Annotated in this window: 19 protein-coding genes; 12 read left to right on the forward strand and 7 right to left on the reverse strand. The window is 46.1% G+C overall.

From position 1 onward, the window contains the following. Window positions 1–56 precede the first annotated feature (56 nt). From A3IE_RS0108290 to A3IE_RS0108315, 6 genes are read left to right on the forward strand one after another with little or no spacing between them, the layout of a single operon-like run. On the forward strand, window positions 57–1229 hold the full coding sequence (locus A3IE_RS0108290) for an isovaleryl-CoA dehydrogenase (protein WP_020395144.1): 1173 nt from the start codon (window positions 57–59) through the stop codon (window positions 1227–1229). Window positions 1230–1240: 11 nt separating this feature from the next. Continuing rightward, the gene (locus A3IE_RS0108295; protein ID WP_020395145.1) at window positions 1241–2848 is read left to right on the forward strand and encodes a carboxyl transferase domain-containing protein; all 1608 of its coding nucleotides are present in this window, start codon (window positions 1241–1243) and stop codon (window positions 2846–2848) included. 10 nt (window positions 2849–2858) lie between these two features. After that, window positions 2859–3650: an enoyl-CoA hydratase/isomerase family protein gene (locus A3IE_RS0108300; protein ID WP_020395146.1), complete on the forward strand. Its 792-nt coding sequence runs from the start codon at window positions 2859–2861 to the stop codon at window positions 3648–3650. A gap of 3 nt (window positions 3651–3653) precedes the next feature. Further along, window positions 3654–5657: an acetyl/propionyl/methylcrotonyl-CoA carboxylase subunit alpha gene (locus A3IE_RS0108305; RefSeq protein ID WP_020395147.1), complete on the forward strand. Its 2004-nt coding sequence runs from the start codon at window positions 3654–3656 to the stop codon at window positions 5655–5657. A gap of 37 nt (window positions 5658–5694) precedes the next feature. After that, window positions 5695–7383, forward strand: a complete 1689-nt coding sequence (locus A3IE_RS0108310) for an AMP-binding protein (RefSeq protein ID WP_020395148.1) — start codon at window positions 5695–5697, stop codon at window positions 7381–7383. A 20-nt stretch (window positions 7384–7403) separates the two neighbouring features. Further along, window positions 7404–8312: a hydroxymethylglutaryl-CoA lyase gene (locus A3IE_RS0108315; RefSeq protein ID WP_020395149.1), complete on the forward strand. Its 909-nt coding sequence runs from the start codon at window positions 7404–7406 to the stop codon at window positions 8310–8312. Window positions 8313–8363: 51 nt separating this feature from the next. Here A3IE_RS0108315 and A3IE_RS0108320 read toward each other — a convergent pair whose 3' ends face one another. Next, window positions 8364–8801, reverse strand: coding sequence for a MarR family winged helix-turn-helix transcriptional regulator (locus tag A3IE_RS0108320; protein ID WP_020395150.1), 438 nt, complete (start codon window positions 8799–8801; stop codon window positions 8364–8366). Window positions 8802–9119: 318 nt separating this feature from the next. Between A3IE_RS0108320 and A3IE_RS0108325 the strand changes: the two genes are divergently transcribed. After that, window positions 9120–11111 (forward strand): acetoacetate--CoA ligase, encoded by a 1992-nt coding sequence (locus A3IE_RS0108325; protein WP_020395151.1) that lies wholly within the window; start codon window positions 9120–9122, stop codon window positions 11109–11111. Between the two features lie 62 nt (window positions 11112–11173). Then, on the forward strand, window positions 11174–12028 hold the full coding sequence (locus A3IE_RS0108330; protein WP_020395152.1) for an alpha/beta hydrolase: 855 nt from the start codon (window positions 11174–11176) through the stop codon (window positions 12026–12028). An 18-nt stretch (window positions 12029–12046) separates the two neighbouring features. Here A3IE_RS0108330 and A3IE_RS0108335 read toward each other — a convergent pair whose 3' ends face one another. The 5 genes from A3IE_RS0108335 to A3IE_RS0108355 all read right to left on the reverse strand — a co-directional run bounded on the left by A3IE_RS0108335 (window position 12047) and on the right by A3IE_RS0108355 (window position 15549). Further along, window positions 12047–12667, reverse strand: a complete 621-nt coding sequence (locus tag A3IE_RS0108335; protein WP_020395153.1) for a nucleoside/nucleotide kinase family protein — start codon at window positions 12665–12667, stop codon at window positions 12047–12049. 14 nt (window positions 12668–12681) lie between these two features. Next, window positions 12682–13107, reverse strand: a complete 426-nt coding sequence (locus tag A3IE_RS0108340; protein ID WP_020395154.1) for a DMT family transporter — start codon at window positions 13105–13107, stop codon at window positions 12682–12684. Further along, window positions 13104–13565 (reverse strand): DMT family transporter, encoded by a 462-nt coding sequence (locus tag A3IE_RS0108345; protein WP_020395155.1) that lies wholly within the window; start codon window positions 13563–13565, stop codon window positions 13104–13106. The genes A3IE_RS0108340 and A3IE_RS0108345 overlap by 4 nt, the downstream gene beginning before the upstream one ends. A 216-nt stretch (window positions 13566–13781) precedes the next feature. Further along, a complete protein-coding gene (locus A3IE_RS0108350) occupies window positions 13782–14651 on the reverse strand; it encodes a hypothetical protein (RefSeq protein ID WP_157832853.1) in 870 nt (289 codons plus the stop codon). 25 nt (window positions 14652–14676) lie between these two features. Next, window positions 14677–15549 carry a DMT family transporter gene (locus A3IE_RS0108355; RefSeq protein ID WP_020395157.1) on the reverse strand — a complete coding sequence of 291 codons (873 nt, stop codon included), beginning with the start codon at window positions 15547–15549 and terminating at the stop codon, window positions 14677–14679. Between the two features lie 177 nt (window positions 15550–15726). Between A3IE_RS0108355 and A3IE_RS0108360 the strand changes: the two genes are divergently transcribed. After that, on the forward strand, window positions 15727–16800 hold the full coding sequence (locus A3IE_RS0108360; RefSeq protein WP_425425128.1) for a zinc-binding metallopeptidase family protein: 1074 nt from the start codon (window positions 15727–15729) through the stop codon (window positions 16798–16800). On the opposite strand, the gene parE is transcribed toward A3IE_RS0108360, so the two are convergent. Continuing rightward, window positions 16797–18686: a DNA topoisomerase IV subunit B gene (gene parE / locus A3IE_RS0108365; RefSeq protein ID WP_020395159.1), complete on the reverse strand. Its 1890-nt coding sequence runs from the start codon at window positions 18684–18686 to the stop codon at window positions 16797–16799. The two genes, A3IE_RS0108360 and parE, sit on opposite strands and share 4 nt — an antisense overlap. 249 nt (window positions 18687–18935) lie before the next feature. Here parE and boxA point away from each other — a divergent pair, with 249 nt between their 5' ends. Genes boxA through A3IE_RS0108380 form a run of 3 tightly spaced genes read left to right on the forward strand, consistent with a single transcriptional unit; the run spans window position 18936 to window position 22521 of the window. Further along, window positions 18936–20216: a benzoyl-CoA 2,3-epoxidase subunit BoxA gene (gene boxA / locus A3IE_RS0108370; RefSeq protein WP_020395160.1), complete on the forward strand. Its 1281-nt coding sequence runs from the start codon at window positions 18936–18938 to the stop codon at window positions 20214–20216. Continuing rightward, window positions 20216–21013, forward strand: a complete 798-nt coding sequence (locus A3IE_RS0108375; protein ID WP_020395161.1) for an enoyl-CoA hydratase-related protein — start codon at window positions 20216–20218, stop codon at window positions 21011–21013. Before boxA ends, A3IE_RS0108375 begins: the two co-directional genes overlap by 1 nt. Then, entirely contained in the window at window positions 21010–22521 is a 1512-nt protein-coding gene (locus A3IE_RS0108380; protein ID WP_020395162.1) for a 3-hydroxyacyl-CoA dehydrogenase, read from the forward strand. Before A3IE_RS0108375 ends, A3IE_RS0108380 begins: the two co-directional genes overlap by 4 nt.

Raw genomic sequence — 22521 nt, forward strand, 5'->3', positions numbered from 1 at the left:
TTTTGTGAAAAAACACGTTAAGCTCTTCTCTTAAGATGCCTTGAGGAGGGTTAGTCATGCAGATTCCTAGTCTCGATTTTTTGCTGGGTGAAGATATTGAAGTGATGCGCGAAGCCGTACGTAGTTTTGCGGAAGCCGAAATTGCCCCACGTGCCGCTGAAATTGATCGCGTTAATGAATTTCCTGCCGATTTGTGGAAAAAGTTCGGCGATATGGGCTTACTGGGCATGACCGTTAGCGAGGAGTATGGGGGTACTAATATGGGCTATTTAGCCCATATTGTAGTGCTGGAAGAAATTTCCCGTGCCTCAGCTTCGGTTGGCCTGTCTTACGGCGCGCATTCCAATTTGTGTGTCAATCAGATTAAGCGTAATGGGAATGACGCCCAGCGTGAAAAATACCTCCCTAAATTAATCAGTGGTGATCATGTGGGTGCATTAGCCATGTCTGAGCCGAATGCTGGTTCTGACGTGGTTTCCATGAAATTACGTGCTGATAAAAAAGGGGATCGGTATGTGTTGAATGGTTCAAAAATGTGGATTACCAATGGTGGTGATGCCGATACCTTGGTGGTTTATGCTAAAACCGATATCAATGCAGGACCAAAAGGTATCACCGCTTTTATCGTAGAAAAGGGCTTTAAAGGTTTTAGTGCGGGCACGCATTTAGACAAACTAGGGATGCGCGGCTCGAATACCTTTCCACTGTTTTTTGATGATTGCGAAATTCCCGAAGAAAATATATTGGGCGGTGTGGGCAACGGCGTAAAGGTGTTGATGTCGGGTTTAGATTATGAGCGTGCCGTGCTATGTGGTGGCCCCTTGGGCATTATGGCAGCGTGTATGGATGTGGTTGTACCTTATCTACACGAACGCAAACAGTTTGGGCAAAGTATTGGTGAGTTCCAGTTGATGCAAGGCAAAGTGGCTGATATGTATTCCACTTGGCAGGCTAACCGCGCTTATGTTTATGCCTTAGGTCGTGCCTGTGATCAAACCAATCACTCCAGAACTTTACGCAAAGACGCTGCGGGCGCCATTTTATATTCCGCCGAAAAAGCTACGTGGATGGCGGGTGAGGCGATTCAAGTGTTGGGTGGCGTGGGTTATACCAATGAATACCCAACAGGACGCTTATGGCGCGATGCCAAATTATATGAAATCGGTGCGGGTACTTCTGAAATCCGCCGCATGTTGATTGGGCGCGAATTGTTCAATGAAACGGCCTAGGAGGCAGACCTATGGACGTTTTTAAATCTAAAATTAATACCCGCGCGGAAGATTTCCAAGCCAATGCAAGTGTCTTGCGTGGCTTAGTGGATGATTTGCGCACGAAAGCCGCTGCTATTGCCTTAGGGGGCGATGCCAAAGCGCGTGATAAACATACGGCGCGTGGTAAATTATTGCCGCGTGAGCGTATTAATCACTTATTGGATGCAGGCTCGCCTTTTCTGGAAATTGGTCAATTAGCTGCTTTCGGTGTTTACAATGATGAAACGCCGAGCGCCGGGGTCATTGCTGGAGTAGGGCGTGTTGAAGGGATTGAGTGCATGATTGTGGCGAATGATGCCACGGTGAAAGGCGGCACTTATTATCCACTCACGGTCAAAAAGCATTTACGTGCTCAAGAAATTGCTGAGCAAAATTATCTACCCTGTATTTATCTAGTCGATTCGGGGGGCGCTTTCCTACCGCGCCAAGATGAGGTATTTCCAGATCGCGATCATTTCGGGCGCATCTTCTTTAATCAAGCCAATATGTCGGCCAAAGGGATTCCGCAGATTGCGGTGGTGATGGGCTCGTGTACGGCGGGTGGGGCTTATGTGCCTGCGATGTCGGATGAAACCATTATCGTCAAAAATCAAGGAACGATCTTTTTAGGTGGCCCGCCGCTCGTGAAAGCTGCTACCGGTGAGGTCGTCAGTAGTGAAGATTTAGGTGGCGCAGATGTTCATACGCGCATTTCTGGTGTGGCCGATCACTTTGCAGAAAATGATGCGCATGCTTTAGCCATTGCTAGGCGTATTGTCGGGCATCTGAATCGTAAAAAACTTCAGCAGATTTTATTAGGGGCTGGTGAAGAACCACTTTACGATCCTGAGGAGATTTACGGCATTATTCCGGCGGATACCCGTAAGCCCTATGACGTGCGCGAGGTGATTGCACGGATCGTGGATGGTTCGCGTTTTGATGAGTTCAAAGCACGCTACGGCTCTACTTTGGTGACAGGCTTTGCCAATTTATATGGCTATCCGGTCGGTATCATTGCTAATAATGGTATTTTGTTTTCTGAATCAGCCCAAAAAGGCGCACACTTCGTTGAGCTGTGCTCGCAGCGCACTATCCCCTTGTTATTCCTACAAAATATCACCGGCTTTATGGTGGGGCGTAAGTATGAAAATGGTGGGATTGCCAAAGATGGCGCAAAAATGGTAACGGCTGTTTCAACCACTCAAGTACCTAAATTAACCATGATTATGGGTGGTTCGTTTGGTGCGGGAAATTATGGTATGTGTGGGCGTGCTTATAGTCCGCGCTTTTTGTGGACTTGGCCGAATAGTCGTATTTCCGTGATGGGCGGTGAGCAAGCCGCTAGTGTTTTAGCGACCGTGCGCCGCGACAGTATTGAGGCAAAAGGTGAGGTCTGGAGTGCTGAGGATGAGGAGGCATTTCGTGCGCCAATTCGCCAGCAGTATGAAGACCAAGGGCATCCTTATTATGCAACAGCGCGGCTATGGGATGATGGTGTGATTGACCCAGCCCAAAGCCGACGGGTATTAGGTTTATCTTTAGCAGCAGCGTTAAATGCCCCCATTCAACCCACTAAATTTGGCATGTTCCGCATGTAAGGAGGCTTCGATGTTTACTACTTTAGAAATCGAGGCGCAAGCGAGTGTGGCTTATGTCTGGATGAATCGCCCTGAAGTGCACAATGCTTTTAATGCCCAACTCATTAGTGATCTCAATGCCACTTTTGAGCAATTGAATACCGAAGAATCAGTTCGCGTGATTGTTTTAGGCGGGCGCGGTAAAAGTTTTTCCGCTGGCGCCGATTTGAATTGGATGAAAGCAGCGGGTGAGGCGAGTGTAGAAGCCAATCAGGCAGATGCCCTGCGCTTAGCGACCATGTTGCATAGCATTGCGACTTGCAGCAAACCGACGATTGCGCGGGTACACGGGGCAGCCTTGGGCGGTGGGATGGGACTCGCTTCAGCGTGTGATATTTGCATTGCCTCTGAGGCGGCTAGCTTTGCGACTTCGGAAGTTAAGTTTGGGATTATTCCGGCCACTATTAGTCCTTATGTATTACGTGCCATCGGTGAGCGTCAAGCCTATCGCTATTTCCAAACCGCTGAGCGTATCAATGCCCAGCGGGCTTTACAGATCGGTTTAGTGCATGAGTTAGTGGCTGCGGAGCACTTGGATGCTAAGGTGCAAGAAATCGTTGCAGCTTTATTAGCGGGTGGCCCGCAAGCACAAGCGGCGGCTAAGCAATTGATAGTGGCCGTGGCACATAAACCAGTCACTGAGTCAGTGCTAGTCGATACTGCTGAGCGCATTGCGCAATTGCGTAGTACACCCGAGGCGCGTGAAGGTTTAGCAGCTTTTTTGGAAAAGCGTCCAGCCTCATGGATTAATCCCAAGGAGTAAGGCATGTTTAGAAAAATTCTGATTGCGAATCGGGGTGAAATTGCTTGCCGTGTGATTAAAACCGCCAAGCGCATGGGGATTCAAACCGTTGCGGTTTATTCCGAGGCGGATGCGAATAGTCGCCATGTACGCCTAGCGGATGAGGCGGTTTGCATTGGCCCTGCGGCGGCTAAAGAAAGTTACTTGGTGATTGAGCATATTATTCGTGCAGCGCAAGTGACGGGCGCGCAAGCGATTCATCCGGGTTATGGTTTCTTGTCCGAGAATGAAGCGTTTTGTGAGGCCTGTGATAAAGCAGGGATTGTGTTTATCGGCCCGCCTGTTGCAGCGATTCATGCGATGGGTTCGAAATCTGCCGCAAAAAGCCTCATGGCTGAAGCACACGTACCATTAACCCCAGGCTACCATGGTGATAATCAAGACCCCGATTATTTAAAGATCCAAGCCGATGACATTGGCTATCCGGTCTTAATTAAGGCAAGTGCTGGTGGCGGTGGTAAAGGGATGCGTTTGGTGGAGCGTGCTGAGGATTTTAAAGAAGCCTTAGCTTCTTGCCAGCGCGAGGCCGTGTCCGCATTTGGCGACCAACAAGTGCTGGTCGAAAAGTATTTAGTGCGTCCACGCCATATTGAAATTCAAGTGTTTGGTGATCAACACCAGAACTATGTGTATCTGTTTGAGCGCGATTGCTCTGTACAGCGTCGCCATCAAAAAGTCCTAGAAGAAGCACCGGCGCCGCACATGGATGAGCAGCGTCGTGCGGCGATGGGCAAGGCTGCGGTGGATGCAGCGCGGGCAGTGGGTTATGTAGGTGCGGGTACGGTCGAATTCATTGTCAATCAAGACGGTACGTTTTATTTCATGGAAATGAATACGCGCCTTCAGGTTGAGCATCCTGTTACCGAAATGATTACCGGCTTAGATTTGGTCGAATGGCAATTGCGTGTTGCAGCGGGTGAGCCTTTGCCCTTAAAGCAAGAGCAGTTGGCTATTCAGGGTCATGCGATTGAAGCGCGGATTTATGCCGAGGATCCAGATAAAGGATTTTTACCTTCCACCGGTAAACTCATTCATTTGCGTCCCCCCGCAGACACTGCGCATGTGCGCGTGGATACTGGGGTGGAGCAAGGCGATGCGATTAGTCCTTTCTACGACCCTATGATTGCCAAATTGATTGTCTGGGATAAAGATCGTGAGCGGGCTTTAGCGCGTATGCACCAAGCCTTAGCAGCTTATCAAGTCGTGGGAGTGGCGAATAATATTCCATTTTTGCTGCGCTTGATTGCCACCCAGTCTTTTGCACAGGCCGATCTGGATACCAGTTTAATTGAACGTGAGCAAGCGAGCTTATTTCCCGAAGCGCAAGCTATAGCCGCAAAGCCGCTGTTTATTGCTGCTTTGGCAGAGTTAAGTAAACAGCAACACGCGGCAATGCAAGTAGCAAAGCAGAGTGCGGAGCCGGTGTCGCCTTGGAATAGTGCTAATGCGTGGCGCGTAAACTTACCCGCACAGCGTGAGTTGAAATTCCGCTTCGGTGATACCCTCAAAACCGTCCAAGTCACTTATACTCAACAAGGCTATACCTTAGTAGTAGATGATCAGCAGAGTGCTGCCAGTGTTATTGCTTGGGATCAAGGCGCATTAACACTGGTACTCGATGGTTCTCGCATTGCCGCTACTGTGGTCGATCTGCATCAGGAGCGCCATCTATTTGCCGATGAACAGGTATGGGTAGTGCATTATGTTGATCCTTTACAGATTGTGGCGGAAGGAGCTGCTTTGCAAGGTGGCTTGATAGCACCGATGCCGGGGAAGGTGATTGCTTTATTGGCAGAGCCTAATAGCCAAGTCGAGAAAGGCACACCTTTATTGATTTTGGAAGCGATGAAAATGGAGCACACCATTCGTGCACCGGCAGCAGGCTTATTAAAAGCTTATCGTTTCGCGGTAGGTGATCAAGTGAGCGATGGGGCGGATTTGGTCGAATTTGAGGCGATAAAGGCTTAAACGAAATGCAACTGTAGTATTGGTTAGGAGGAGAATCATGATTACAGAAAGTTATGTACAAGGGGTAACACATACTCCATTGATTGAAAAAACCATTGGGCAATTTTTTGATGAAGCCTGTGTGCGTCATGCACAGCAAGAGGCTTTAGTAGTTCGACATCAAAACTTGCGCTTTACTTATGCACAATTAAAGGAACAAGTCGATGCTTTAGCCTGTTCTTTGCTACGCTTAGGCTTAAAGTCTGGCGATAGGATTGGAATTTGGTCACAGAATAATTCCGAGTGGGCATTGACTCAATTTGCGACGGCAAAAGCAGGCTTGATTCTGGTGAATATCAATCCGGCTTATCGGCGTGCCGAATTAGAATACGCGCTAAATAAAGTATCTTGTCGTGCTTTGATCTTAGCGCCCGCCTTTAGAACCAGTAATTATTTAAGTATTTTGTCCGATCTCGCGCCGGAATTAGCAAGTAGCGCGGCGGGTCAATTAAAAGCAGCGAAATTACCAAGTTTAGCGTTTGTGATTCGTTTAGGCACTGAAAAAAGTGCTGGTATGCTGAATTTCAATGATTTGCTGGTCGCTCCGAGTGAAGCTGAATTACAAGCCTTAGCGCAATTAGGGCAGACGCTGGCGGCTACCGATGCGATCAATATTCAATTTACCTCGGGTACTACGGGCTCACCGAAGGGTGCCACACTATCGCACCGCAATATTTTAAATAATGGACGTTTTGTAGGCGATGCGATTCGCTTAGTAGAGGGCGATCGTCTATGTATTCCTGTGCCTTTATATCATTGTTTCGGCATGGTCATGGGGAATTTGGGCTGTCTTACCCATGGTTCTACCATGATTTATCCCGATGAAGGTTTTGATCCAAGCTCTGTCTTAAAAACCCTGACTGAGGAGTGTTGTACTGCTTTGTACGGCGTCCCTACTATGTTTATCGCTATCTTAGGTCATCCCGATTTTGCTAAATATGACCTAAGCCATTTGCGCACGGGCATTATGGCGGGTAGTCCTTGTCCGATTGAGGTGATGAAGCAGGTCATTGATAAGATGCACATGAGCGAAGTAACGATTGCGTATGGCATGACTGAAACGTCACCGGTATCTTTCCAAAGTGCCACCGATGATCCGATTGAGCGGCGCGTGTCCACCGTAGGGCGCATTCAGCCGCATTGTGAAGTCAAAATTGTTAATGCAGACGGTGATACGGTTGCACCGAATGAAACGGGTGAGTTATGCACACGTGGCTATTCGGTGATGTTGGGCTATTGGAATGACGAAGCCAAAACGCGCGAAGCGGTTGATAGTGAAGGGTGGATGCATACCGGTGACTTAGCAACCGTGGATGAGGAAGGCTACTGCAATATTGTCGGGCGCATTAAAGATATGGTAATTCGCGGGGGTGAAAATTTATATCCGCGTGAAATCGAAGAGTTTTTATACCGCCATCCTAAAGTCCAAGATGTGCAAGTTATTGGGGTGCCTGATCAGAAATACGGTGAAGAACTGTGTGCCTGTATTATCGTGCGCGAGGGGCAAACGCTGACGGAAGATGAAGTCAAACAATTCTGTAAGAATGAAATCGCGCATTATAAAGTGCCGCGCTATGTGCATTTTGTGGACAGCTTTCCCATGACTGTCACCGGTAAAATTCAAAAATACTTGATGCGTGAGGAAATTAAAAAAGCCTTGGGCTTGAAAGATGTGAAAACGGCTTAAGGGTGACGAGGAGAAAGCGAATGGTTTTGCCGCAACGCGTGAAAATCGTTGAAGTAGGCCCACGGGATGGTTTGCAGAATGAAAAGCAAATGGTATCAACCGCTACTAAAGTAGAGCTGATTGAGCGTTTAGGTGACGCTGGCTTATCGACGATTGAAGCCACCTCCTTTGTTTCAGCCAAGTGGGTGCCCCAAATGTGTGATAATGCTGAGGTAATGCAGCAAATCACACGTAAGCCCACTATTAGCTATCCAGTCCTCACCCCGAATCTCAAAGGTTTTGAAGCAGCCTTAGCGGCAGGCGCGGAAGAGGTTGCTGTGTTTGCCGCAGCTTCAGAGGCATTTAGTCAGAAAAATATTAACTGCTCGATTGCTGAATCGTTAACACGTTTTGAACCCGTTCTAGCCGCCGCTCAGCAGGCGAAGGTTAAAGTACGAGGCTATGTGTCTTGTGTGCTGGGCTGCCCCTATGGCGAGCTTGTTACCCCTGAAGCCGTAGAGCAGGTAGCTCTAAGGCTTGTAAACATGGGTTGCTATGAAATCAGTTTGGGGGACACGATTGGTACTGGTTCACCCCTCAGTACGCGCCGATTAATTGAAACACTAAGTCGTTCTATACCGGTGGAACAATTAGCCGGTCATTTTCATGATACCTATGGTATGGCCTTAGCGAATGTGTTTGCTGCTTTAGAAATGGGTGTTAGCGTGTTTGATGCCTCGGTGGCGGGCTTAGGCGGGTGCCCTTATGCAAAAGGGGCGTCGGGTAATGTGGCGACTGAAGATGTAGTGTGGTTAATGCAGCAGTCTGGTGTAGAAACAGGGATAAACTTAGAGCAGTTAGTGCAATGCGCAAACTGGATTAGCCAAGCCTTGGGGAGAACCCCGCAGTCTAGGGTTGCTAAAGCGCTATTAGCACAATCCAATGCGTAGATAACGTAGATAAAACATTAGGGTGGGATTAGTTATAATCCCACCTTCCATTTAAAGGTCTTGTGTGAAAGTCATGTTGCCTTGATGGTGCATATTTTTAACAATGTTTTTTAAGTGATTTAACTCATCTCCATTGATTTGAATGTCCAGCGCTTTATTCAGTGCATCATATTTTGCACGTAATTGTTCGCGAAAAGAGTAACCTTGCTGGGTGAGTTTTAATAAGATGACTCGTTTATCAGTTAAGTCTTTGTTTTTAATGATAAGATTGGATTTTTCCATCCGTTTGAGCATATTCGATAAAGCAGATTGGTCGATGCCTAATTGCTCTTGGATAGTAGAAAATAAAAGGGGCTTGTTATGGTCTAATAACTCTAAGACATAAACCTGTTGCGGAGAAATTCCTGAACCAAGTACGTTTTTATAAATAGTGTTAACAGCACGCCAGCCAGAATAAAAATTAAAGCAGGTTAAATTGTTTAGATTCATTTAAAGGGATCTGTGGATAAAGTTAATCGAAAGGGTGAAAAATAAAGTTTGATGGTTAGATATCTAGGGTAGTCATAAACCTCCTAACTTAATAAGCATAGCTTGATGCACATTAAAAACTCTTGAGTGAGTCTTGGGAGGTAGAGAGTGGATAGATGAGTATATATTTTTTATAAGGGTTTGAGTAGGTTAATTATTAAGCTGTCACCCAGGAAGTGTACTGGCGTGGCGTAATTAGATGAAATTTTGTCCATTTATAAATAGTTCTAAGCTACTAAACAGGAAGATGATACTGTGATTGACACCGAGGAGAGCGGAATGACTAATGCGATAACCACGACCCCAGCTTTGTGGGCGCCCTCGGCTGAGCGTATAGCTGCTTCGGCCATGACTGCCTTTAGTAAAACGATTCAACAGCGCTATGCCGTTGAGGTCAGCACTTATCAAGATTTACATCAGTGGTCTATTGAACAGCCTGCATTATTTTGGAAAGAAGTCGCAAATTTTGGTGGTGTCATAGGCGAGATGGGGACTACTGTACTACAGAGTGGTACTTCGATGCGCGACACCCAATGGTTTCCCGAGGCTCATCTCAACTTCGCTGAAAATTTGTTGCGCGATTCCAGCAATCCAGAAGCGCTAGTCTTTTGGGGCGAGGATAAAATTAAGCGGCGGATGAGTCGTGCGGAATTGCGGATTGCAGTCGCACAATTTGCAGCCGCTTTAAAAGCTTGTGGCGTCGAGACGGGTGATCGCGTGGCGGCTTATATGCCGAACCTACCAGAAACCTTGATTGCCATGTTAGCGGCTGCGAGTTTAGGCGCTGTGTTTACCAGTGCTTCGCCTGATTTTGGGGTGCAAGGTGTCTTAGATCGCTTTGGGCAAACCGAACCAAAGGTGCTGATTAGCTGCGATGGTTATTGGTATAACGGCAAAGCTTTGGATATTCGCGATAAACTGGCCGAGCTTTCCCAACGTTTGCCCAGTCTTAAACAAATTGTCATAGTGCCTTATCTGCACACTACGACGAAAGCTGTAGCGCTAGGCTCGATTCACCAAGCGATCGCTTATGAGGATTTTATAGCGCCGCATGTGGGGGTGACTGAGCCTCAGTACCAACCGCTGCCCTTTAATCACCCACTGTATATTATGTACTCTTCTGGTACTACAGGTGTGCCAAAATGTATTGTGCATGGCGCCGGTGGCACTTTGTTGCAGCATCTTAAAGAGCATCGTTTACATGCGGATATTCGTGAAGGCGATCGCTTATTTTATTTCACAACGTGCGGCTGGATGATGTGGAATTGGCTGGTGTCGGGTTTGGCTGTTGGGGCAACGTTACTCTTATATGACGGCAATCCTTTTGTGAATGACGGTCATATTCTGTGGCAATATGCCGAAGCTGAAAAAATGACCCACTTTGGCACCTCAGCCAAATATATCGAAAGTCTTGCGAAAAGCGGTTTAGAACCCAGTCAGCATTATGATTTAACTGCCTTGCGTGCAGTATTTTCTACAGGCAGTCCTTTAGCGCCTCAAAGTTTTGATTTTGTTTATCAGTCCATTAAAGCTGAGCTGGCGCTAGCTTCCATTTCGGGCGGCACGGATATTATTTCTTGCTTTGTATTGGGCAATCCTAATCTGCCAGTTTGGCGTGGTGAAATTCAGTGCAAAGGCTTAGGGATGGCGGTCGATGTTTGGAATGAAGACGGGCAAGCTGTACGCGAAGAAAAAGGGGAATTAGTTTGTACCCAAGCTTTCCCCTGTATGCCCTTGGGTTTTTGGAATGATGCAAAGGGTGAAAAATATCATGCCGCTTATTTCGAGCGTTTTCTTAATATTTGGTGTCATGGGGATTTTTGTGAAATTACTGCCCATGATGGCTTAATCATTTATGGGCGATCAGATGCTACTTTAAATCCCGGTGGGGTAAGAATTGGCACGGCGGAAATTTATCGTCAGGTCGATAATTTGCCGGAGGTTTTGGAGTCCTTAGTGATTGGGCAAGATTGGCCAAGAGACCAGCCCAGTGATGTACGGGTTATTTTATTTGTGCGTTTGCAGCCTGATCAAAACTTGGACGAAACTTTAGCTAATCGTATTAAACAAGCGATTCGGACAAATGCTACACCACGTCATGTGCCGGCTAAAATTATTCAAGTCACTGATATTCCACGCACTAAAAGTGGCAAATTAGTGGAATTAGCCGTTCGGAATGTGGTGCACGGTAAACCCGTAAAGAATATAGAAGCACTGGCTAATCCAGAGGCTTTAGAGCAATTTAAAGATAGAGTGGAGTTGCAAAGTTAGGGCTTAGCTAATCGCTGATCTAAAGAAGGATTTTAAGGAAATAAGCTAGGGGTATTGACCGCATGAATAAGCTCATTTTGATTGCGATCCTTGCTTTAAGTGCCTTATTACTGGGCGCAGGGTGTTCGACGCTTACGCCGGTAGATGCGCTAAATGCCGTTCTGCCAAGTAGTGGCTATACTCAGCAAAGTCTAAAATATGGTGGATTGCCACGCCAAGCCTTAGATATTTATCGGCCTAAACTCGCAAAGCCTAATGCACCACCTATTTTATTTGTTTATGGTGGTGCTTGGCGTGAAGGTGATAAAAAGGATTATGTTTTTGTAGCACATGCGCTGACTAGCCTCGGCCATACGGTCATTATTCCGAATTATCGTCTTTATCCGCAGGTACAATATCCAGCGTTTGTTCAGGATTTGGCTCAGGCGCTTGCCTACACAGAGCGCAACGCACCACAACTCTTAGGGAGGCCACTCGAGCGTTTTATTGTAATGGGACATTCGTCCGGTGCGCATACGGCGGCTTTATTAGCGACTCGTCCTCATTACTTGCGCGCTCAAGGGGTCTCGGCGAAGCTGGTCGGTCTAATTGGTATGGCAGGGCCTTATGATTTGCCTTTAGATTTACCCGAAGTGTCTCAAGTGTTTGGCGCAGTTACAGCCGATCAAGTGAAACCGCCGATAAATATTCCGGTCAATATGCCACGCAGTTTATTATTGCATGGCGCAGCCGATGATCGCGTCATTCCTCGCCATACCCAAGTCTTTGCAGAAAGCTTAGCGCAAGCGGGTCATGCAGTAGGGGTGAAGATCTATCCTAAGGTTGATCATGTCAAACTACTAGCTGGTTTGGCGCAACCTTTGCGTGCCTTAAGTCCAAGTTACGATGCGATTGCACAGTTTTTAGCAAGTTATTAAGCACAATCCTCATTACGCTTAGCGTGCTTCTTGAATTATCCAGTTAGCACGCGACTTAGTAGCTTCAATTACACGAGCATTAGGTTCATCGGTTGAAGCAATCCACGCTTGTGCTTCGGCCAAGGATCGTCCGAAGCGTTGATGGCGCGCTACAAGCCGTTCGAGGCGTAGGTTTGGTTCGACTTCCACATACCATACTTCATCTAACAAAGTGGCTACCTCTTTCCAAGCCTCTTGTTCAAGCAATAAATAATTGCCTTCAGTAATGATTAAGCGTGTTTCAGGAGCAATAGGAATGGCACAAGCAATCGGCTCTTCCAAATCACGTCGAAAGCTAGGGGCATAGATAATCGTGTGTTGTGGCTCACGTAGCCGTTTTAATAAAGCGACATAGCCATCACTATCAAAGGTATCCGGTGCGCCTTTACGTGCCGCCCTACCCAAACGCTCTAATTCGACTTGCGCCAAATGAAATCCATCCATAGGCACGATTTGGGCTTGACTAGCAAAGTGTTGGCTTAATGCCTCAGCCAAAGTGGATTTGCCAGCTCCTGGCGCACCCGTCAGACCTAGCAAAACACGTGGTTGTCTGGCTAAGAGTGCTTCAATGCGTTGGATATAGGGTTTAGCAATATTCATACAGATTCCTACCATTATGTTTTATGGCGTTGTGCCCATATAATTCCGGCTAAAATAAAAGCAACCCCTAAGCATTGCAGCAATAGATGAGGCAGGGACTGTTGTTCGGCATGAAGTAATACCCCCATGCCCATTTGTCCACTAATCACCGCTAAAGCAGTTTTCGTTACCCCTAAACGCGGAATGACATAACTATTAATGGCGACAAAAAAAGTACCTAGTACACCACCCAAATAAGCATACCAAGGTGCATGGCTAGCGTGTTCCCAGACAAAGCCTTGCATCACTAGCAGAAGCACGCTAAGGAAAACCAAACCAACTAGATGATTCCAATAAGAAGCTTTAAAAGCTCCTAGGGCAAGACCCACACGTCCATTAGCAATGCGATTGAGGCTAATCAAAATGCCTGACACTATGGCTAATATAATACCGGTACTCATGATCTAGCCTGAAAATAAATAATGAATAGACTGCCTGTAACAACCAATGAAATACTGATGAAATCATGAATGGTCAGCTTGCGTTTGAGTAAGCCAAACCACCCAAATTGATCAGATACAAGGCTAAAACTAATTTGCCCTACTAAACTCAGGGCTAAAGTTCCGGCCAAACCCAGTGGACTATTCACGGCCATTGAGGCAACCGCTACAGTCATAGCCCCTGCTAGGCCCCCAGCATAGCCCCACCAAGGTACTGTTTTTGTTGAGGTTTTAAGGGGTGGAAAAAAGTGCAGGAAGCCAAGCAAAAAAAGTATAGAAACCAGCGTACCCACCCCATGCGCGACCCAAGACGCAAATAATGGCGTAGTAGCTTTGGCCAGTTGGCTATTAAAACTCACTATACCGACTAAGAGCATCCCTGCAAGTAAGGCTAACAACACTTCGCGTGATTGTTTCATGAATAGTCCTAATGAAAAAATTTAGAGTAATCGCTAAGTCATGGCTACGCAATCACGGAGCCGGGTAGAAAATGTTAGCTTGGTTAGGAGATGACTACACTTGTTGTCTTTTGGTGATACCACAAAGCATATATTAAATTTTTATATGATATAGATAGCAATAGCTGGTTAGGCTTAAAAACTAATTTTAAAAAATATTATGAGTTTGGGGTTTGACTATTTCAGAAAAATTGCTTGGTAGGCAATATAAGCGCTGCAATAGCGTAGCGGCAAGACAATAAATAAGCCCAATAAATAAGGTAGTGTCGCCATTATTTCTAATAAACTAGATAGTAACAAATAAAAAAGCATAACAGGTATATTCCTCAATATGCCCTTAAGGGATTTTTGTATAGCAGTAGGGAGTGGCATTCTATTGAGGGTGGTCAGCATGATGGTAAAATCAATAAAAATGGAGGAAAGTAGATTAATAAAAAAATAGCTCATGCCTACTATATTAGGGCGATCTAGAAATAATGAATAGAGGTAGCTAATTGGAAAGCTTAGCTCTTCAGTTATGTTAGCAGGTTGTGAAAATTGATTGAACAATCCTATTAAACCCTGATAAGCGAGGCTGGATAGTAGCCCTAAGGTGAATAGGCTAATTAGGTTGTCTTTAAAACCTGCTAATAGATGAGCTACTTTTAAGGGTAGCCCTTGTTGTACCTGTGCTAGTCCTAGATATAACCCACCTGATAACATAATAAGAAATGTATATATAATAACCTCATATAAAATACTTAAAGCTGATAACCAAGACGAATTTTCTTCCCATAACACTAATCGCTCATAAGGCAAAAAGAAATTGAAATAGCCTAACAGAACTGGTGGTGTAAGAGCCAATACAAGTATTATGATTAAAATAATTAGCCATATTAGCCAATCTTTTTTATATAGGTTCCAGCCTAAACGAATCCAATTAGCCGCTTCACGCCAAGGTATAATTCTGGGACGAGTTAACACATTAGCGTTTTCTGCAGGTAGTTGGGGTAAAGCTAAATTGGCTTTGGGTGGTTCATAAGGGTTAGGCTGCATAGTAGCGATCATTAAAAGCTATCATAATCTTACTATATTAGCTTAATTTGGTGTATTTGTTTTGGGTTTGGTAATAAGCTACCACTAAGCCACTAGCGACAACTAGCGCTGCACCGCTTAATTGTTGTAGCGGTATAGTCTCACCAAATAATAGCACCCCTAATAGCAAAGCCCACGGTAGGGTAAAGTAATTAAAAGGCTGTAAGATAACCGCAGGAGTAAGTTTTAAAGCAACGATCATTAAATAGTGGCTGAGCAAGCCTAAAGCACAGAGTAGTAAAATCAAGAAAGCGGTATAGCCTGTAAGTGGTTTCCATACAAAGGGTAGGAAAGGTGCATTAATAGCGGCCGCCATAAGACCTGTATATAGTAAAGAAGAGTCAGTGTGGTCGGTTTTGCTGACAAAGCGGGTCAGTATATTATAAAGCGCATAAAGTGCTGCGCATCCCAGTGCAAATAAGCTATAAATAGTAAAATTGATGGAACCCGGTGCAATAATAATGATGGCGCCTATAAAGCCAATCGTGATAATAATCCAACGCCAAAAGCCAACTGGCTCTTTCAAAATAAGCGGCGACAAAGCAGTCACGATTAAAGGAAAAGACACAAAAATACTATACATTTGTGCAATACCCAGATGTTTGAGCGTCCAAGCAAATAATAAGCTTTCTAGGCCTAATAAAACGCCGCGCAGTAATTGCAAGCTGTGATGTTTTACGACTAATACTTGCTTAAGGGGGCGCTTACGGGTAGTCCACCAGAGTGCAAATAAAAAAAACACCAAATAGCGAATGCCTAGAAATTGGAAAACAGGAAGCTGACCGGCTAGCAGTTTGGTGACTGAATCTTGAATAGCAAAAATAAAAGTAGTGAGGATTAATAACAAAATTCCTTTATTATGTTCATGCATAGCAGGGCTGACCTAAGGCACAAAAGTGGTCATGCTACGCTGTTTTAGGGGGTAAGGGCTAGTCAGGGCATAATCTAAACGCTTAGCAATGGCCTTAGTTTTCGTCCAAAGACTTGCTGCGCTTTGAACTAAAGCGCCACAATCGCTTACGCAGACAGAGGTCAAGTACTTAGGAGCGTGGTTTTGCAGTTATATACCTGTAATGGTTGTGGCAACCAACTGTATTTTGAGAATGTATTTTGTCAACGTTGTGGTGCTACTTTAGGGTTTGTGCCGGAGCAACTGAAGCTCTTAGCGTTTGAAAATAGTGGCGAAAACCTATGGAAGCCTATCCAAAGTCAGCCTGAGCGTTGGTATCGCATGTGCCCTAACTATTATCACCAACAGGTTTGTAATTGGATGGTGGCAGTGGATGATCACGAGGCATTTTGCGTATCTTGCCGTTTGAACCATGTTATTCCCAATTTAAGCAATGCTGATAATAAGGTATTGTGGCATCGGCTTGAGATGGATAAACGTTATTTTGTGTATGCCATGTTGCGTTTGGGCTTGCCGATTGCACCACGTCGCCCTGAAACGTCGAATGGTTTGGCATTCGAGTTTTTAGCGGATGTGCCTTTTAGTGGACGCAAACGTGTTTTGATTGGGCACTCAAAAGGTTTAATTACTATCAATATTGCAGAGGCTGACCCTGTCACACGTGAGCGAATGCGGGCGCAAATGAATGAGCCGTATCGAACGATTTTGGGACATTTCCGCCATGAGTCAGGCCATTATTATTGGGATCGTTTAATTCGCCACACGTATTGGTTAGAAGGGTTTCGTCAGCTTTTCGGTGATGAAACCCGCAATTATCGCCAAGCCTTAGAACGCCATTATCAGTTTGGGGCGCCTCTTGATTGGCAAAATTATTATATTAGTGCTTATGCAAGTTCTCATCCTTGGGAGGATTGGGCGGAGACTTGGGCGCACTATCTGCATATTATCGATACGTTGGAAACAGCGAGCCAATTTGATTTGCGGGTTGTTGCAGCCTATCAAACTGGCAGCAGCCTCCATGATTTCAATGCCTATGAGCAGCAAGACTTTAATCAAATTATGGATAATTGGTTTCCCTTATCCACGGCATTGAATGCGATTAACCGCAGTATGGGGCAGGATTTACTTTATCCCTTTGTAATCAATCCGCCCGTGATAGAAAAAATGCGTTTTATCCACCAAGTGATTCATGCACAAGGTGGTAGGCACTAAACGCTGGCTAAATTTCCTTTATCTTCCAGCCATGCTTTACGATCGGCCGCCCGCTTTTTCGCTAGTAGCATATCCATCATGGCATCAGTAGCCGCTTGATCATCGATAGTGAGCTGCACCAAACGACGTGTGTCTGGGGAGATGGTCGTTTCGCGCAATTGGATCGGATTCATTTCACCCAAACCTTTAAAGCGTGTGACATTCACGATCCCGCGTTTTTTTTCTGCGCTAATTAAATCTAGGCGTGATTGTTTTTCTGCCTCATCCAACGCGTAATAAACTTCTTTACCCACATCGATGCGGAATAAGGGGGGCATAGCAACAAAGACATGACCCGCTTCAACAAGCGCTCGAAAATGGCGTACAAATAAAGCACACAGCAGGGTCGCAATATGTGCACCATCCGAATCAGCATCTGCCAAAATACAAATTTTGCCATAACGTAAGCCCGAAAGATCAATGGAGCCCGGCTCCATGCCAATGGCCACTGATATATCGTGCACTTCTTGCGAACTCAGTACTTGATCAGGGTCGACTTCCCAAGTATTTAGAATCTTGCCGCGCAAAGGCATGATAGCCTGAAACTCACGATCACGTGCCTGCTTGGCTGAACCGCCCGCCGAATCGCCTTCTACTAAAAATAATTCAGTATGGCTTAAATCTTGTGACGCACAATCGGCTAATTTTCCGGGTAAAGCAGGGCCCGTGGTTACTTTCTTGCGTACAATTTTTTTGCTGGCCCGTTGGCGGCGGCTGGCATTATTAATCGCCATATCCGCTAATTGTTCGCCAATCGACGTGTTTTGATTCAAGTAAAGACTAAACGCATCTTTTAATGAACCAGATACAAAACTAGCGGCCTCGCGTGAGGATAAGCGTTCTTTCGTTTGGCCTGCAAACTGCGGTTCCTGCATTTTGAACGACAAGACATAGCTAATATTTTCCCACACATCATCGGGCGTTAGTTTTAACCCGCGCGGCATTAAGTTACGGAATTCACAAAATTCACGCAAAGCATCCGTGACCCCTGTGCGTAAGCCATTAACGTGCGTACCGCCCTGCAAGGTTGGAATCAGATTAACATAACTTTCTTGAATCAGCTCGCCACCCTCGGGCAGCCATAATAAGGCCCACTCCACTGATTCACGGTTCGCATCTAACTTTCCGACAAAGGGTTTTTCGGGTAGGAGGGTAAAACCTTGTACGGCCTCAAATAAGTAATCACGTAAACCGGCTTCGTAGCGCCATTCCACGGTTTCATTGGTGTTTTCATCATGGAAGCGAATATATAAGTTTGGGCACAATACTGCCTTGGCTCGTAAATTGTGTTTTAAGCGCGTTACCGAAAATTTGGGCGTATCAAAATAGCGTGCATCTGGCCAGAAACGCAATTCAGTTCCGGTATCTTTTTTGGCTACTTTGCCTGAGGTTTGCAACTCGCTGGCCTTGTCGCCATGCGCAAAACGCATAGTATAAATGTGCCCATCGCGTTTAATCGCTACTTCTAAACGCTCAGATAAAGCATTGACTACTGAGACACCCACACCGTGCAAACCACCTGAAAATTGATAGTTTTGATTCGAGAATTTGCCACCAGCGTGCAAGGTGCAAAGAATGACTTCTACCCCCGGCTTTTTTTCCAAAGGGTGCAAATCGACCGGCATACCACGACCATTGTCTGCCACACTTAATGAATTGTCAGCGTGCAGGGTCACTAGAATTTGCGTGGCATGTCCCGCCAAAGCTTCGTCGACACTATTATCAATGACTTCTTGTGCTAGGTGATTGGGGCGGGTGGTATCGGTGTACATACCTGGGCGTTTTCGCACCGGATCAAGGCCAGTTAATACTTCAATCGCTGCAGCATCATAGATGGGAGTTGTCATGGAGCAATCAGAACCTTTAATGAAATAGCGGACTAAGAAATGGGAGAGCTATTATAGCAGGGCTTGGATAGGTGGTAAGGATTGTTTCTAAGGATGCAGGGTATTTGCAAATAACGCAGGATACTGATTCGGAAATGAATTATTTGCATCAATATGCATTAAAGTGCTTGCGTTGCTGATTAAAATCATGCACCATAATGCATAAATTGAATTTGCATAAGCATGACTAACTATGCTGGAGGAGCGATAGTGGAGATAGCTACGTCAACCCTGATCAATCAACATTTGATTGATCCCGAAATTTGCATTCGCTGCAATACTTGCGAAGCTACTTGCCCTGTTAATGCGATTACCCACGATTCAACCAATTATGTGGTGGATGCGGCAGTTTGCAATTTCTGTATGGCTTGTATCCCACCTTGCCCAACCGGCTCGATTGATAATTGGCGCAAAATGCCTAGCACACGGCCTTATACCCTAGAAGAACAGTTTAGTTGGGACAGTTTGCCCAGTGAATTAAGTGACGAGCAGCTAGCAGATTTAGGTATTAGCGCTGATAGTCTGCCAACGGCTGAAGCTAGTCAAAGCTCAACTCCGTCGCTTGTTGATTTGGACGCTCCGTTCAATAGTGCGCAATATAATGCTAGTTTGCCGCCTTGGTCAGCCGCTCATGCTTATACCAATCTATACGGTGTGAAATCCCAAGAGCCTTTTGTGAATGCGACTGTGGTGGGTAATGTACGCGTGACGGAAGTAGGGCGCGATTATGATACCCATCATATTGTATTGGATTTTGGTGCGATGCCTTTTCCGGTGTTGGAGGGGCAGTCGATTGGCATTATTCCACCGGGCGTAGATGCAAAAGGTAAGCCTCATCATGCTCGACAATATTCCATTGCAAGCCCACGGAATGGCGAGCGCCCGGGCTATAACAATGTGTCATTAACCATTAAGCGGGTGTTGGAAGATTATCAGGGTAATCCAGTCCGTGGCGTGGCTTCGAATTATATGTGTGACTTACAAGTGGGTGATAAAGTTAAGGTCATTGGTCCTTTTGGTAGTAGTTTCTTAATGCCCAATCATCCGCGCTCCAATATTGTGATGATTTGCACGGGAACGGGCAGTGCGCCCATGCGGGCGATGACAGAGTGGCGGCGGCGCTTGCGCAAAAGTGGCAAATTTGAAGGGGGTAAACTGATGCTATTCTTTGGGGCGCGTACCAAAGAGGAATTACCGTATTTTGGCCCACTTCAAAGCTTGCCCAAAGATTTTATTGATATTAACTTTGCCTTTTCGCGAATACCCGATCAGCCTAAACGTTATGTACAAGACTTAATGCGTGAACGTGCTACGGATCTTGCCGAGCTATTAAAAAATCCGAATACTTATTTTTATGTCTGTGGTTTGAAGAGCATGGAAGAAGGGGTAGTATTGGCCTTGCGAGATATTGCACAGCAAGCAGGTTTAGCTTGGGAAAGCTTAGGACTGAGCTTAAAGCAAGAAGGCCGTTTACATTTGGAGACTTATTAATGACTCAATGGCAAACGATTGTCGTAACCCAACGCGCACCAGGTGTCATGCAAGTTACCATGTCACGTCCAGCGGTATTTAATGCCTTTGACGAAATCATGGTCGGTGAATTAGACCAAGCGTTCGCTGCATTAGCGGCTGATGCTAGTGTGCGTGTTATTGTGTTAGCGGGCGAGGGTAAACATTTTAGTGCAGGCGCTGATTTGCAATGGATGCAACGCGCCAGTAGTGCTAGTCAAGAATGGAATCTGCAAGATGCACGCCGTTTTGCTGCCATGTATGCACGCATTGAAACCTGTCCTAAGCCTACAGTAGCGCGTGTGCAAGGCGCGGTGATGGGTGGTGGGGTTGGCTTAACTTGCGCCTGTGATATGGCGATTGCATCAGAGAATGCGGCTTTTTCAGTGAGTGAAGCGAAGTTTGGCATTCTCCCAGCTGTCATTGGCCCTTATCTTATTAATGCGCTGGGTAAACGCCAAGCCAAGCGTTTAGCCTTGAGCACCACGCGTATTAAAGCCGATGAAGCCTTGAGAATTGGCTTAGTACAACAAGTGGTTGGCTTAGATCAACTGGATGCTGCGGTGGATGAGGCCGTAAGCGAATTATTAGTCGGTGGGCCACAGGCGCAACATGAAATTAAACAGCTTTACGCACAATTAGAGCCCGGCTCGTTTAGTGCTGATACTATCGAATTAACCGCGCAAACCATTAGCCGAGTACGCGGTACGGAGGAAGCCCGCGAAGGCTTTGCCGCTTTTCTTGATAAACGTCCTGCCCATTGGATACCGAGCCTATGACAACACCTTCTTTAACCGCTGTTCCTGTTTTAATTATTGGTACGGGCATTATGGGAGCTGGCATTGCACAGGTTTCGGTGCAAGCAGGCCATACTGTATTGCTGTATGACGCACGCGAGGGCGCTGCCACTGAGGCGAAGGCCAAACTGGGGCAAACCTTCACGATGCTAGTGGATAAAGGCAAATTAAGTGCCGATAAAGCCAGTGCGATGCTAGATAAAGTACAAGCCATTCATGATTTATCCGAAGCAAAGACTGCGGGTTTAGCGATAGAAGCGATTGTTGAAAATCTTGCGGTAAAGCGGAGTTTATTCCAACAATTGGAAGGCATTGTTTCTCCTGAATGTGTGTTGGCAACCAATACTTCATCGATTTCCGTCACGGCGATAGCGAATGGTTTAAAGCATCCCGAGCGTTTGGTAGGGATGCACTTTTTTAATCCGGTGCCACTCATGAAATTAGTCGAGGTGGTCTCGGGGTTGCAAACCCAAAAAGCCATAGCCGAGGCTATTTTTGAACTCTCCCAGTCATGGGGCAAAACTCCTGTTTATGCACGCTCTACCCCCGGGTTTATTGTTAATCGCATTGCACGCCCGTTTTATGCCGAAACTTTGGCTTTACTCCATGAACACGCCTTAAGACCTGTGGTAGCAGATGCCTGTTTGCGGGCAGTTGGCTTTCGCATGGGGCCGTGTGAATTGATGGATTTAATTGGGCACGATACTAATTTTTCGGTAACGCGCTCTGTGTATGAAGCGAATTTTTATGATAAGCGCTATGTCCCCTCGTTAGTCCAAGCTGAATTAGTGGATGGTGGCTTATTGGGGCGTAAGACTGGACAGGGTTTTTATGACTATCGCGAAACTGCGCTAAAACCCAGTATTGCAGAGTATGTAGCGGCTCCCATGCCAACAGCGCAAGATGTAACGGTTATGGGGCAGGGGCGTGTTGCGGATTTATTAGCAAGACGTTTAAAAGATTTGCAGATCAATTTTACCCAATTAGAAGATGCTGATTGGATCGGGATCGATTTGGATGGCGCACAGTTACGTTTAACAGATGGTCGAACCGCGACACAACTCGGTAAACAAGTGGCGGTATTTGATCTGCCCTTAAGTGATGCGCCAGCGAGTGCATTGGCATGGGCGATTTCAGGCCGTGCCAACCGCGAATGGCAAGATAAAGCGCAGCAATGTTTACAAGCATTGGGTTTTAATGCACAGCAAGTGGCGGATACCCCCGGCCTCCTTGTGGCACGTACCATTGCGATGTTGATTAATGAAGCAGCGGATGCTGTCCAACAACAGGTGTGTACCCCAGAAGGTGCGGATGCCGCAATGAAGTTGGGTGTGAATTATCCGGCGGGGCCTTTTGAGTGGTTGGCACAGTGGGATAGCCAGAGTGTGGTGCGTTTACTGAATGCTCTTGATCAGCATTATCGCGGTGAACGTTATCGGGTCAGTCCTTGGCTGGTTCAGCAGCAATATCTGCATGGTCTTATGGAGTAG

This window comes from Thiolinea disciformis DSM 14473 (genome assembly GCF_000371925.1).
Lineage (GTDB): Bacteria > Pseudomonadota > Gammaproteobacteria > Thiotrichales > Thiotrichaceae > Thiolinea > Thiolinea disciformis.